Genomic DNA, 12,964 nt, shown 5'->3' with positions numbered 1-12,964 from the left:
GCCGCGCTGGCCACGGCAGGTGTCGGGCCAGGGCACCTCGCCCTTAGCTCTTCTTCGCGGCCTTCTTGGCCGTCTTCTTCGCCGTGCGTTTCGCGGTCTTCTTGGTCGCCTTCTTCGCGGTGCGCTTCGCAGCCTTCTTGGTGGCCTTCTTCGGGCCATCCTCGGCTTCGCGGGCGCGGCGGGCGGAGAGCAGCTCGTTGGCGCGGGCATCCGTCATGGTCTCCGGGGTATCGCCGCGCTGCAAAGACGCGTTGGTCTCGCCGTCGGTGACGTAAGCGCCGAAGCGGCCTTCCTTGATGCTCATGGGCTTGCCGGAAACGTCGTTATCCCCAAGCATCTTCAGCGGAGGGCGGGCGGCGGCGCGGCCGCGGCGTTTGGGCTCTGCGTAGATGCGGCGGGCCTCCTCCAGCGTCACGCTGAAGATCTGGTCCTCGCTGGACAGGGAGCGAGAGTCCGTACCCTTCTTCAGGTACGGGCCGTAGCGGCCGTTCTGGGCGGTGATCACTTCGCCGTCCGCCGGGTCCACACCAACCTCGCGCGGCAGGGAGAGCAGCTGGAGCGCCTCCTCCAGCGTCACGCTCGCCGGGTCCATCGACTGGAACAGGGACGCGGTGGCGGGCTTCAGCTGCTCCTCCACTAGCGCTTCGATGCGCTTTTCCTTCTGCGCCTGAGCGGTCTTGGTGTCCCAGTTCTTCTTGCGCTTGCCTTCCTCGGCGCGTTGCGCATCCTCGGCTGCGCGCTCTTGGGCAACCACGTCTTCGGCGCGCGCCTCGGCGCGCGTTCTTTCGTCGTCACGCACGAGCTCCGTGACGTAGGGGCCGTACCTGCCCTCCTTGGCCACCACGGCGCGGCCGTTTGCCGGGTTCACGCCTAGCTCTCGGCCGGACTGCGGGGTGGCAAAGAGCTTCTCCGCCATGTCCAGGGTGATTTCGTCCGGTGTGGCGGATTCGGGCAGGTTGGCGCGCTGGTACTCCGGCTCTCCATCTGCGGTCACGCCCACCTGGCGCTCGATGTAGGGACCGTAGCGGCCCACGCGAACGTGGACGGGGCGGTCTTGAGAATCGTCGAAAAGCTTGAGCGAGTTCGCCTCGCGCGCGTCAATGTTCTCCAGATTCGCCTCGATGAGGTGCTTCAGACCGCCGCGGCGCGCCACGGCCTCCGCCATGGAATCATTCGCCTCGGCGTCGCCGAAGTAGAAGCTGGTGAGCCACTGCGTGCGGTCCTCGTTGCCGTGGGCGATCTCATCCAACTCGTCCTCCATTGAAGACGTGAAGTCATAGTCCACCAACGCGTCGAAGTTGTTCTCCATGAGGCCAACCACGCTAAACGCCACCCACGTGGGCACGAGCGCGTTGCCGCGAGTGACCACGTAGCCGCGGTCCTGGATGGTCTTGATGATGCTGGCGTATGTGGACGGGCGGCCGATGCCCAGGTCCTCCATCTTCTTCACCAAGCTGGCCTCGGTGTAGCGCGCCGGCGGGTTGGTGGTGTGGCCGTCCGCCGTGACCTTGGCGGCGTCCAGCACGTCGCCCTCCGCCACCTGCGGCAGGTGCGTCTCCTTATCCTGCGTGTCCGAGTAGGCGCGCAGCCAGCCCGGGAACGTGATGGTGCGGCCGGTGGCGGCGAATTCTGCGGTCTCGCTGCCGTTTTGCCCGCTGGCGGTTGCCTGGAGCGTCACCTTGGTGGAGTTTCCGCGTGCGTCCTCCATCTGGCTGGCCACGGTGCGCTGCCAGATCAGCTCGTAGAGCTTGAACTCCTCCGCATCCAGCGACCCCGCCAGCTGGCCCGGGGTGGCAAAACGCTCGCCAGCCGGGCGAATCGCCTCGTGCGCCTCTTGCGAGTTCTTCACTTTGCGGGCGTACACGCGCGGGGACTTGGACACGTAGTTCGCGCCGTACAGCTCCGTTGCAGCAGATCTTGCTGCGTCTAGGCCCTGCTTGGACAGCGCCGTCGAGTCCGTTCGCATGTACGTAATGTGGCCGTTTTCGTACAACCGCTGCGCGATGCGCATCGTGCGCGCGGACGTGAAGTGCAGCTTGCGCCCCGCCTCCTGCTGCAGCGTCGACGTCATGAACGGCGCGTACGGCCTGCGCGTGTACGGCTTCTCCTCCACCGAAGTGACCGCGAAATCCGCACCGTCCAGGTCCGCGGCCAGCGCCTGGGCCCGCTGCTTATCGACGATCACAACATCCCCAGCCTTCACCCGACCCCGGTCATCGAAGTCGCGCCCCTGCGCAACCCGGGTGCCGTCGAGCGCGGTGAGTTTTGCTTCGAACTCCGTCTTCTCGCCCGCCTGCGGGCGCACGGTGGCGGTGAGGTCCCAGTACTCCGCGGCGATGAACGCCATGCGCTCGCGCTCGCGCTCCACGATCACGCGTGTGGCCACAGACTGCACGCGGCCGGCGGACAGGCGCGGCATGACCTTCTTCCACAGCACCGGGGAGACCTCGTAGCCGTAGAGACGGTCTAGGATACGGCGCGTTTCCTGCGCATCCACTAAGTCCATGTCCAGCTCGCGGGTGTTCTCCGCGGCTTCGCGGATCGCGGACTCCGTGATCTCGTTGAACACCATGCGCTCCACCGGCACGGTGGGCTTGAGCGTTTCCAGCAGGTGCCAAGCGATGGCCTCGCCCTCGCGGTCCGGGTCCGTGGCCAGGAGCAGCTTGTCCGACTGCTTCAGCTTCGCCTTCAGGTCCGCGACCTTCTTCTTCTTGTCCGGGCTGACCACGTAGATAGGGGTGAACGCATCTTCCGGGTTCACGCCCAGTTTCGCCCACGGCTCATTCTTGTACTTGGCCGGGATGTCCGCCGCACGGCCGGGAAGATCGCGGATGTGGCCCACAGAGGCCTCAACGATGTAGTCATCGCCCAGGTACTTCTGGATCTTCTTGGCCTTCGTTGCGGACTCGACGATAACAAGCGTCTTGCCGTTGGCCTTGCCGTTTGCAGCCACGCTGGGTGACACCTCACTTCACAACCCGAAAACTCACTTATTTGTAGCAGACATATTTAATACGGAACTTATGGTGACTCCCCCAACCCGCATTCTCGGGGGGACTACACTCGCGTGAGTGATGTGCAAGGAGGTGGCCCACAAATGGTGGATAGCCTGATTGGGTTCCTGCACGAACTCATGGCGATGCCGGTCTTTTACCCGCTGGTCAGCTTGCTGATCGTGGGCGATGCGTTGATCCCGTTCATCCCCAGCGAGACCGTGCTCAACCTCTCCGGCGCATTCGCCGCGTCCCAAGGGGTACCCAGCATCCGCGGTGTCATGATCGCGGCAATCATCGGCGGCATAATCGGCGACAACCTCTGCTTCGCTTTCGGCGGGCGCCTCATTGGCGTGGTTAACCGCCTCGACCCGGAATCCAAGGCCGGCCAGGCGATTAGCTGGGTGCGCCGCAACATGAAACGCGGCGCCGGCATCACCGTCCTGGTTGCTCGCTTCATCCCGTGGGCCCGCTGGGTGGCAACCATTGTTCTCGGCTCAGTGCGCTACAACTGGTTCGCGTTCTTTATCTACGACACCATCGGTGTCATCATCTGGGCCGTCCTCGGCGTGGGCCTGGGATACATCGGCGGATCCCTGCTTTCACAGTTCCCGCTGCTGGGCATGGCCGCCGGCCTGCTGCTGGGTTCTTTCGTGGGCTTCTTGATCCAGCGCGCCCAAGCCAAACTGTTTGAGTGGTACGACGTGCGCCGCGGCATCTCTGCCGTGTAGGCGGTGGGCTGAGTGGCCGGCCATCTTCCCCGTTATGCGCTATCACGGTGAACTAATAGCGCACAACGCAGCCATCAGGCCCCAAACCAAGCCCGTTCGACCCCGTTATGCGCTATCACCGCCAGCTAATAGCGCACAACGCAGCCATCAGGCCCCAAAATGGGCCCGTTCGACCCCGTTATGCGCTATCACGGTGAACTAATAGCGCACAACGCAGCCATCAGGCCCCAAACCAAGCCCGTTCGACCCCGTTATGCGCTATCACCGCCAGCTAATAGCGCACAACGCGCCACAGCCACCCACCCGTTCAGCCCCCGCACCCCCTAAAACGCAAAATGCCCCGCACAGAGGCGGGGCAGCAAGCGGGCGAAAACCTAAATCGCGCGCACCTGCTGCGCCTGCGGACCCTTAGCGCCCTCGCCGATCTCGAACTCAACCTGCTGGTTTTCCTCGAGGGTGCGGAAGCCGGAGCCCTGGATCTCGGAGTAGTGGACGAAGACGTCAGAGGAGCCGTCGTCCGGTGCGATGAAGCCGAAACCCTTTTCGGCGTTGAACCACTTCACGGTGCCGGTTGCCATGGTGAAGACCTTTCGAAAAATGAAGAACTGTTGCTTTGTAGTAGCCGTCCACCAGGAAAAGACCTGGTGCCCGCGTACACAATCCCCGCGAGCACCTGTTTAAGGGCGCACACAAAAGCTGTGACCGCCCACCAGTCTGCCACGAAACGCCCGCGCGGGCACGACAAAGTTGTGTGCGCTGGCCTACGTTATCTCCCATGGTTGATTACGGGGCCTCACTAGTAGAAACGCTGCGGCGCCACTTTCCCGACTCCGCAATCACTCACCTCGAAACCGTTCCCGCGTCCCCCGCCACCTACGCACCGTGGCCGGAGTGGGTGGAGCCGTCCTTGAAGCACTTGCTTATCGACGCCGGAATCCAACGCCCCTACTCCCACCAAACCGCCTGCGCCGAATTGGCGTGGGCGGGGCGCGACGTGGTGATAGCCACGGGCACCTCCTCCGGCAAGTCCCTGGGCTACCAACTTCCGGTGCTTTCTGCCCTGGCGGCGGACCCGCGCGCATGCGCCATGTACATCACGCCGACGAAGGCGCTGGGCTCGGACCAGCTGGCGGCGACGATGAAGATGGTGCACAGCACCATTGGGCCCCTCGAGGAGATCTACCCAGCGCCCTACGACGGCGACACCCCCACTGAAGCCCGCGCTGGCATCCGCGAACAAACCCGCTTTGTGTTCACCAACCCGGACATGCTGCACGCAGGCATCCTGCCTGGGCATGCCCGGTGGGCCCGCTTGCTGCGGCACCTGAAGTACGTGGTGGTGGATGAGTGCCACACCTACCGCGGCGTGTTCGGCGCAAACGTGTCGCTGGTGCTGCGCCGCCTGCTGCGCATCGCTGCGGCGTATGGCGCGCAGCCCGTGGTCATCTTCGCCTCCGCCACGGCCGCGGACCCTGCGGCGCAGGCTTCGCGGCTGTGTGGCCGTGACGTGGTGGCGGTGACCGAAGACGGCGCCCCAACCGGCGAACGCACCATCGCCCTGTGGGAGCCCGGATTCATCGAGGGTGCGGAGGGAGAAAACGGCGCACCCGTGCGTTACGCCGCTACCACCGAAGCCGCCGCAATCATGGGCACGCTTGTGGCTGAGGGCGCGCGCACCCTCACTTTTGTGCGCTCGCGGCGGGCGGCGGAAATCGTTGCTATGCGTGCGCAAGAGGAATTAGTCATGCTAGGCCGCCCGGACTTCGCGGCGCGCATTGCCTCCTACCGCGCCGGGTACCTCGCGGAGGACCGCTGGGCTCTCGAGCGCGCCCTAGATAATGGCGATTTGCTGGGGATGGCGACAACGAATGCCCTTGAGCTTGGCATCGACGTGGGCGGCCTCGATGCCGTCGTGATGGCCGGGTTCCCCGGCACGGTAGCCTCCTTCCGCCAGCAGGCAGGACGTGCGGGCCGGCGCGGCCAGCACTCCGTGGTGGTCATGGTGGCCCGCGATGAGCCGATGGACACCTACCTGGTCCACCACCCGGAAGCACTGCTCGGCCGCCCGGTGGAAAACAGCGTGTTCAACCCGGCGAACCCCTACATCCTGCGCGGTCACGTGTATTGCGCTGCCGTGGAGCGGGCGCTCACACCTGCAGATGTCGCCGCGTTCGATGCCGCCGACGTGGTGGCCGAGCTGGAAGAAGCCGGCTACCTGCGTCGGCGCGGCGACCGCTGGTTCGCCGTCCCCCAGCTGGAGCGCGAGCCCACGCCGGAGACCGCCCACGCAGCGGTCAGTCTGCGCGGCGGCACCGGGCAAGAAATAGCCATCGTGGACATCTCAGACGGCAGGCTGCTGGGCACCGTCGACGCCGGCAAGGCCATGAGCCAGGTCCACGACGGAGCCGTGTACATCCACCAGGGCGAGTACTTCGTGGTGCAGGAACTGAACCTGGAGGACTATGTGGCACTGGTGGCACCCGAGCGGCCCGACTACTCCACGCAAGCGCGCTCCACCACGGACATCACCATTCTCGGCGACGCGCACGCGCTGGTGAACCCGTCCCCCGGCCTGTGGGTGGCCAGCGTGGACGTGGAGGTGACGGACCGCGTGACCGGCTACGTCGTCCGGCTCAACGACGGCACCGTCAGCGAGCACATCCCACTGGACCTGCCGGAGCAGCGCCTGATCACCCGTGCCGTGGCCTACACGATTGACCCGCTCACCCTCGAGGCGATGGGGATCAGCGCAGGCGAGATCCCCGGGGCACTCCACGCTGCGGAGCACGCCGCGATCGGCCTGTTGCCCCTGCTGGCCACCTGCGATAGGTGGGACATCGGCGGCGTCTCCACCGCCCTGCATCAGGACACCCTCCTTCCTACGGTGTTTGTGTACGACGGGCACCCCGGCGGAGCCGGGTTTGCCGACGAAGGTTTCGCCCGCTTCCACGAATGGATCACCGCAACGTATGAAGCGGTCCACTCCTGCGGCTGCGAGGACGGGTGCCCGTCGTGCGTGCAATCGCCCAAGTGCGGCAACGGCAACCAGCCGCTGGACAAGCACGCCGCGCTCAAGCTTTTGGGCGCGCTGGTCACCATGACGGCGGAAGCCTAGGCCGGCCCGGCGCGGGCAGCGGCGTTGGCCCGGCCCCTGGTGACTTTCACCACCACGTCGCCCGCCACCACCTCGCAGGACGCGAGCTGCGCGCCGTTGAGCGTGGCCGTGGTGTCGGCCACCTGGCACGCATCCGCGCCCGCGTAGTAGGCGGTGGCACCGGCCACGGCCGCGAGATCCGCCGCCACCGCCGCGCGGTGCTGGTCCGCAACACCTGCGGCGATCGTGAGCATGGCAAACGCCAGCGCCACAACAGCCGCGATGATTCCGGCGGAGGTGATGGTGGCGGAGCCGTCGTCGTCACGCAAGCGGCAAAGTGCGGACCTCACCGCGCCTCCGCGGGGACGATGGCTGCGGCCCGCATGGTGCCGATCGCGGCGGGCACGCTCGCGGTCACGGTGACCAGACCGGCATGCTCCGTCACGGAGACGCTGCCCCGGGGCGGCTGGTACACCACACCGATTGCGTGGGAGCGGGCCGCGGCGCCGGCGATGTCCACGGCGGAAATGTAGGCGGCCATGGTGGCAATGCCGGCTACGATCGCCGCGGCGACCGCCACCAAGGTCGCCATGGACAGTGCCGTTTCTACCGTGGTCATTTAGCCGGGAGTGTTGGACAGCGCCTTGGTGATCACGCCCTCGATGGCGGAGGTGACACCGTTGCCGTTGACCACCATGTAGAGCACGCCGGCGAGGGCAGCGGCGGCCAAGCTACCAAAGGCATATTCGATGGTTGACATGCCAACATCTTCGTTCAACTTCAGTTTAACCCGGCGGAGCGATTTCCCAATCACCTCCTCGGCGGCGAGCTGGGCGCGGATTGCAGTGGTGGAGAGGTTGAGGTTCATGATGTGGTCCTTTCAGGATGGTTTCGGTGGGTTAGTGGATAAGGCCTGCACCCAGGCTGATCACCACCGGGGCGAGCCCGAGGGCGAAGAACGCCGGGAGAAAGCAGGCAGTCAGCGGGATGGCGATGAGGACGCCGGCACGCTCCGCTTTCGCGGTGGCGCCGTCGGCGGCCTCTGCTCGCAACCGGGCGGCGATGCGGCCGCAGCCGTCCGCGAGAGCAGCACCCGAAGCATTGGACAAGGTGACAAGGTTGGCCAGGTCTGCGCCGCCTGGGACGGCGGCAAGTTCAAACCAGGCGCGCTCGGGGTCTGCCCCGAGCGCCAACAGCGCAGCGGTGGTGTGCCAGGCGGTGTGCTCCCCGCGGTGGGTATCCGCAACCGCGGCCGCGGCCAGGGCCGAAGGCAAGCCGGCGGTGGCGCAGGCTGCGAAGAGGCTGATGTCGCTGGCGCACCGGTGCGGGTCCGCCCCGCGCGTCCCTGCACGTGAACCTGCAGGTGAACCTGTGCGTGGGCCGTCGCGCGGGCGGTTGCCGGCTTCCGCTGTCACGGCGGTAAGGCGCACCGCTGGTCGCGGCGCCGTGACGACGATTGCAAGGGCCGCCAGCGCAGCAGTTGTCAGCGAGATCATGCGGCGGCCCTCCGGATGATTTCCCCGCTGGCTGCCACGCCCGCGCAGACCAGGGCGGTCCCCACGATCAGCAGCACGGAGCCGAAACCGGGCGCGGTGAGCACACCGATGGGGTCCGCGCCCATCGCGCTCCCCATGCCGATCCCGGCGAGCGGCAGCAGCGCCAGGACCACAGCCGTAGTTTTCGGGCCGGCAAGGGCCGCGTCCGTCGCCGCGCGGTGGCGCTGCGCATGGTCGATGTCGTCCCGCGCCGCGGCCAACAGCCGGGCAACGGGCACACCGCGCGAGGTGGAAAGTTCCCACAGCGCCGCCACGCGAGCCAGCTCCGGGGTGGCAAGCTCCGGCGGGGTGCAACCGCGCTGTGCCGCACCGACAAACTGGGCCACGTCCCGGCGCAGCACCTCCGGCGCGTCGGGCGGGATGTGCTCCGCGGCGCGCGCGGCCGCGTCTGCCAGGGTGGAGCCGGCACCCACACCTTCCGCAAGGTGCCCAATGAAGGTGGCCGCGTGGCGGGTGCGGGCGGTGTCCTCCTTCGCAGCGCGGCGAGCACTGAACACGTGGACGACCGTGGCGCCCGCAATCCCACCGGCCACAACCACGCCCGCGCGCCCCACGGTCAAGGCAGCGAGCACCACGGCACACCCACCAACTGGGATCCACACCGGATTGCGCGGGCCCCGCGCCCGGGCACCCAGCCGGTGCGCCGGGCCCGGTGCGGTGACCAGGCACGCCGCGGCAAGCAGCAAGGCGGCAAGCGGCGCGGTACTCACCCCGGTACTCATTGCAGCGCCTCGTAACCATCGGCCGCACCAGTGTCCGCATCCCACACCACGCGCGCTTGCACAGGTTGGCCCTCCAGAACGCCGATCTGCTGCACCCGGCGCGTGCCGTCCGCTTGGCGCTTGACCACCACAACCATGTCCACCGCTGCGGCAAGCTGGGCATGCAACCCAACTCGGTCCAGGCCGCCGAGCGCGGCCAGCGCCTCCAGCCGCGCGGGCACCTCGTGGATGGAGTTGGCATGCAGGGTGCCCGCGCCGCCCTCGTGGCCGGTGTTCAAGGCCGCGAGCAGGTCAATGACCTCGGCGCCGCGGATCTCTCCCACTACAATCCGGTCCGGCCGCATGCGCAGCGCTTGGCGCACCAGGTCCGCAACCGTGATCGCGCCCGCACCCTCCGTGTTTGCGCCGCGGGTGGAAAGGTTCAGCACGTGCGGGTGCGCCGGCGTGAGTTCTAGCGTGTCTTCGATAGCGATGATGCGGTCCGCCGGATCCGCCTCCGCAAGCAGGGCAGATAGCAGCGTCGTTTTGCCGGACCCCGTGCCGCCGACCACTAGGAACGTGCGTCGCCTAGCCACCATCGCGCGCAGCAGCTCGGCGCGTTCCTCATCCACCGAACCGCGCGCAACCAGATCCTCAAGGCTCGCCGTCGCGGTGCGCAGCACGCGCAGCGATAAGCACGTGCCGGGTTGGGATGTCGGCGCCAGCATCGCGTGGAAGCGCAGCAGGGTGCCGTCGGGTCGGGTGATGTGGCCGTCGCAGAACGGGTGGGCGTCGTCAAGCCTGCGCCCGCAACGCAGCGCAAGGCGGGTGGCCAGGCGGCGCACCTCCTCCTCCGATCCGAACACCTCGCCCGCCACCGCTTCGAGGCCGCGGCCGCGGTCCACAAAAACGTGGTGCGGCCCGTTCACGCACACGTCCGTGACATCCCCGCCAGCCAAAAGCGCCTCGAGCGGACCCGCGCCTGCGGTGTCCTCGCGCAGCTTGCGCATGAGGTCTAGGACGTCGATGTCGCTGATCACCACCGCTTCCTCGCGGATCAGCTGCGCCAGCCGCTCCGGCGTGGGCGGGGTCGGCTCATCGGCCAGGCGGCGCTGGACGCGCTCCAGCACATCGCCGCTCATCGCGCCGCCCCCGCAAACCCAGGTGCCCCGGCTTCAGCTAGCACGGCATTCGCGGCCTGCGCCAGCGGGCGGGGCAGTCGCTCCGGCAGGCCGCGGCGCTCCACGGTGCCGGTCAACCCGCGGCAGTTTCGCACCGTGGTCAGCACCGGTGCACCTGCAACCGTGGCCAATTCCTCGCTAGACAGCGACGCCCACGCGCTGTCCCGCACCGCGAGTGCGTGCGGCACGCCCCCAGTTTGCAGCGCCGCCGCAATCCCGGCCGCGGCAGCCGCAGGACGCAGCTGCGGCGCCACCACAATGACGGCGAGGTCGCACCGCGCCGGCACCAGCTCCACCGGCGCATCCAGCACCGTCACGCCGTCTGCGCCAACGGCAGACACCACCGCCTCCACCGCGTCCCTCCCCGGCGCAGGCGGCTCCACAATCGAGCTGCGGCCGCAGGTGAGCACCGCCACCCCGTCGCGAGTCGTCGGCAGCGCACGCCGCACGTCCTCGCGCGCCACCACGCCCTCGCCCAGCTCAATCTCGCCCCAGCGCGCGCCCGGCACGTCCTCAATCCCCATCAGCAGGTCCAGCCCTCCCGAGCGGGAGTGCGCGTCCACCAGGGTTGCCCCGCGTGACGACGCTCTCTTGCACACCGCCCCCGCCAGAGTCGACGCCCCAACCCCTCCGCCAGCGCCAATGACGGCAATGACGGTGCCCGCATCGCGGCCGGACACGATCCCGCGCTGCGCCAGCGCGCCCAGCGCACGCAACAAGTCCGCAGCCTGGGCAGGAAGGACAAACGCGCCGGGCGCTGCGGCATCCGTGCTCGCCGCCACGACAAATGTGGTTGGTGTTGGATCTGGGGGTGCAAAGGAGGCGTCGACAAGCATGGCCCACGCCCGGCCCCTGACCCGCGAGAGTTGGGAGCGGTCGCTGACCTCAAGGACCGGCCGGCCGCACGCCGCGGCGACATGGAGGGCCTCGGGGAGCAGCAGCGGGTCCTCCACCGCGACAACGATCGGCGCCTGGGTGCGCTGTGGTGATTTCATCTGGTCCATGCCTTCACCCTGCAGGGCGGAGCACCAACGAAACAAGAGGCTTCACAAAAGCTGTGGATAACCCCCGGTTTACGCTGACATGTCACCACAATTTCTGTGGATAACTCGGGTTGCGCACGCGGCTGAAGGTGTGCATAGGGCTACACTCGGGCGACATGGCCCCCCACGCAGCTGCGTTCTTCGACTTGGACAAGACGATCATTGCAACGTCGTCCGCCTTTGCCTTCGGCAAAGAGTTCATGAACAACGGCCTGATCACCCGCCAGGAAGCCTTGGACCTGTACCTGACCAAGGCGAGCTACATGCTGGTTGGCCAGTCCAGCGAAAAGATGGACACCACGCGCGACGCGCTGGCGCAGATGGTGGCCGGCTGGTCCGTGGATGAGGTCACCCGCATCACCACCGAAACCATGCGCACCGTGGTCACCCCCGCGATTTACGCGGAGGCGCGCGAGCTCATCGAGCACCACAAGGCCCAGGGCCACGACGTGATCATCATCTCCGCCTCCGCGGCGATTTTGGTGGAGCCGATTGCGCGCGAGCTCGGCGTGGACACCGTGGTGGCCACCGAGCTTGAGGTGCAAGACGGCAAACTCACCGGCACGGTGACGCGCTACCTCAAAGGCGACGCCAAGGCGGAGGCGGTGCGCACCTTCGCCGCGGAGCACGGCTACGACCTGGCGGCCAGCTACGCGTACTCCGACTCCGCCACCGACATCCCCATGCTTGAACTGGTGGGTAATCCGGTGGCGGTGAACCCGGATAGGGCGCTGCGCAAGCACGCTGAGCAGCATGAGTGGGACATTCGCACGTTCAAGAACCCGGAGCCGTTGATCCAGATGCCGGGTACGCGCGAGGTGGGCATTGGCGCAGGCGTGATCGCCGGCGTAGCCGCCGTTGTGACCGCCGGGGTGCTGCTCGCGCGCTCTTTGAAGCGAGACAAACGCTCCGCCTAGCGGGGAGTTGTAGGCACAAACTTCAAATTGTGGCTAGTGTTATCTGGGATAGACGTTATAACGCACCCGGAAGGTACGAACAGTGAGCAAAGAAGGCCTCTACACCAGCGGTTCCACGGCTGTGTCCGCGAAGGTGGACTCTATTCCGCTGCGTGATACTGGCGTGACGCAGCCGGGCCAGGACTCCATTGGCACCCTCATCTCCAACGCCACCGAGCAGGTTTCCACCCTCGTGCGCGGGGAGATTGAGCTGGCGAAGGCAGAGATCGTCGGCGAGGTGAAGAAGGGTGCCATGGGTGGCGGCATGTTCGCCGCCGCCGGCGTGATCGCCCTCTACTCCACCTTCTTCCTCTTCTTCGCCCTGGCGGAGATGTTCGCTTCCTGGATGCACCGCGGCTGGGCATTCCTGCTGGTCTTCCTGATCATGCTTGCCCTGGCCGGCCTGCTGGCGTTCCTGGGCTTCCGGAAGGTGCGCAAGATCAAGGCGCCGGAGAAAACCATCGAGAGCGTCAACGAGCTGAAGAACCTGGTCCCGGGCCAGGCCCAGGCGAACCTGGCGAAGGATGAGTCCGGCCTGTACAGCACCGCACCGGTTGCAGCACCGCGCGCGGAGGCACGCCCTGCCACCGCCGCCACCACGCGCACCACGACCACCCGCACCACCACGCAGCGCCCAGCCAACACCGCTGCCACCCGCGGCAACGTCACCCGCGTGTCCACCACCCGCCCGGCCAACGGCGGCTCCACC

At 67.2% G+C, this 12,964-nt stretch carries 12 protein-coding genes and 1 pseudogene; 4 read left to right on the top strand and 9 right to left on the bottom strand.

Features of this window, described 5'->3' with window-relative positions; genetic code table 11:
- Positions 1-43: 43 nt before the first annotated feature.
- The gene (topA, locus tag JZY91_RS00465; RefSeq protein WP_234948054.1) at positions 44-2,953 is read right to left on the bottom strand and encodes a type I DNA topoisomerase; all 2,910 of its coding nucleotides are present in this window, start codon (positions 2,951-2,953) and stop codon (positions 44-46) included.
- 144 nt (positions 2,954-3,097) lie between these two features.
- Here topA and JZY91_RS00460 point away from each other — a divergent pair, with 144 nt between their 5' ends.
- Positions 3,098-3,724 (top strand): DedA family protein, encoded by a 627-nt coding sequence (locus JZY91_RS00460; protein WP_234948053.1) that lies wholly within the window; start codon positions 3,098-3,100, stop codon positions 3,722-3,724.
- A gap of 374 nt (positions 3,725-4,098) precedes the next feature.
- Here JZY91_RS00460 and JZY91_RS00455 read toward each other — a convergent pair whose 3' ends face one another.
- Complete coding sequence (locus JZY91_RS00455; RefSeq protein ID WP_042409175.1) at positions 4,099-4,302, bottom strand: cold-shock protein; 204 nt, start codon at positions 4,300-4,302, stop codon at positions 4,099-4,101.
- A 197-nt stretch (positions 4,303-4,499) separates the two neighbouring features.
- On the opposite strand from JZY91_RS00455, the gene JZY91_RS00450 reads away from it, so the two are divergent.
- On the top strand, positions 4,500-6,839 hold the full coding sequence (locus tag JZY91_RS00450) for a DEAD/DEAH box helicase (protein ID WP_234948052.1): 2,340 nt from the start codon (positions 4,500-4,502) through the stop codon (positions 6,837-6,839).
- Here the strand turns inward: JZY91_RS00450 and JZY91_RS00445 are convergent.
- From JZY91_RS00445 to ssd, 7 genes are read right to left on the bottom strand one after another with little or no spacing between them, the layout of a single operon-like run.
- Positions 6,836-7,147 (bottom strand): Rv3654c family TadE-like protein, encoded by a 312-nt coding sequence (locus tag JZY91_RS00445; RefSeq protein ID WP_234948051.1) that lies wholly within the window; start codon positions 7,145-7,147, stop codon positions 6,836-6,838. The two genes, JZY91_RS00450 and JZY91_RS00445, sit on opposite strands and share 4 nt — an antisense overlap.
- A gap of 17 nt (positions 7,148-7,164) precedes the next feature.
- Positions 7,165-7,437, bottom strand: a complete 273-nt coding sequence (locus tag JZY91_RS00440; protein ID WP_234948050.1) for a hypothetical protein — start codon at positions 7,435-7,437, stop codon at positions 7,165-7,167.
- Positions 7,438-7,686: a DUF4244 domain-containing protein gene (locus tag JZY91_RS11780; protein ID WP_370639231.1), complete on the bottom strand. Its 249-nt coding sequence runs from the start codon at positions 7,684-7,686 to the stop codon at positions 7,438-7,440.
- Between the two features lie 31 nt (positions 7,687-7,717).
- Positions 7,718-8,314: a type II secretion system F family protein gene (locus JZY91_RS00430; protein ID WP_234948049.1), complete on the bottom strand. Its 597-nt coding sequence runs from the start codon at positions 8,312-8,314 to the stop codon at positions 7,718-7,720.
- A complete protein-coding gene (locus JZY91_RS00425) occupies positions 8,311-9,096 on the bottom strand; it encodes a type II secretion system F family protein (protein ID WP_234948048.1) in 786 nt (261 codons plus the stop codon). Before JZY91_RS00425 ends, JZY91_RS00430 begins: the two co-directional genes overlap by 4 nt.
- The gene (locus JZY91_RS00420) at positions 9,093-10,217 is read right to left on the bottom strand and encodes a TadA family conjugal transfer-associated ATPase (protein WP_234948047.1); all 1,125 of its coding nucleotides are present in this window, start codon (positions 10,215-10,217) and stop codon (positions 9,093-9,095) included. Before JZY91_RS00420 ends, JZY91_RS00425 begins: the two co-directional genes overlap by 4 nt.
- Positions 10,214-11,251, bottom strand: a complete 1,038-nt coding sequence (ssd, locus tag JZY91_RS00415; RefSeq protein WP_234948046.1) for a septum site-determining protein Ssd — start codon at positions 11,249-11,251, stop codon at positions 10,214-10,216. Before ssd ends, JZY91_RS00420 begins: the two co-directional genes overlap by 4 nt.
- Positions 11,252-11,415: 164 nt before the next feature.
- On the opposite strand from ssd, the gene JZY91_RS00410 reads away from it, so the two are divergent.
- Positions 11,416-12,216: an HAD family phosphatase gene (locus JZY91_RS00410; RefSeq protein ID WP_234948045.1), complete on the top strand. Its 801-nt coding sequence runs from the start codon at positions 11,416-11,418 to the stop codon at positions 12,214-12,216.
- An 82-nt stretch (positions 12,217-12,298) separates the two neighbouring features.
- Positions 12,299-12,826 (top strand): annotated as a pseudogene (locus tag JZY91_RS00405) (phage holin family protein); the annotation flags it as partial.
- Positions 12,827-12,964 lie beyond the last annotated feature (138 nt).

Source organism: Corynebacterium sp. CNCTC7651, from assembly GCF_021496665.1.
Classification (GTDB): domain Bacteria; phylum Actinomycetota; class Actinomycetes; order Mycobacteriales; family Mycobacteriaceae; genus Corynebacterium.
The sequence above is the reverse complement of the archived record's forward strand: the minus strand, read 5'-3'. Positions and strand labels throughout refer to the sequence as shown.